Genomic DNA, 385 nt, shown 5'->3' with positions numbered 1-385 from the left:
CATCGGGGATGATCCGCTCGAAATCGGCAAAGATCGCTTCCATCGGCTCACCGGCCTCCGGCACGACCTCGCCGATCTGCTTGATGATGTCGCCCGGCTTGGTCCGGGCGCGCACAGGGCGCTCCCGCAATCCGTTGCGATAATCGACACCCCAATCGGCGGCCTTTTGCGACCAATGCCTGAATTCTTCGCTGTCCATTGCCATGCTTTCGTGATCTCGTTTTTCCGCCTCGCGACCGTCGGTTACGGCGCGACGATCGGCTGAGCCTTTAGCACGGAATCGACCACGTCGGTGCCGGCAAACGTGCTGCCTTCCTCGAACCAGGATTTTGGCGCCGGCGCACCCCAGAGCGTCTGGCGCTGCGGGTCCTTGAGGTCCCATTTG

The 385-nt window shown here is 62.3% G+C and carries 1 protein-coding gene; it reads right to left on the bottom strand.

Annotated elements, in window-relative coordinates:
- The coding region (locus tag AC1D0P_RS31495; RefSeq protein ID WP_477680315.1) for a hypothetical protein at positions 1-199 on the bottom strand (199 nt) is incomplete at its 3' end.
- Positions 200-385: the final 186 nt, after the last annotated feature.

The sequence above is a fragment of the Polaromonas sp. P1_G2 genome (assembly GCF_056405515.1).
This window is presented reverse-complemented; position numbering and strand designations above follow the sequence as displayed.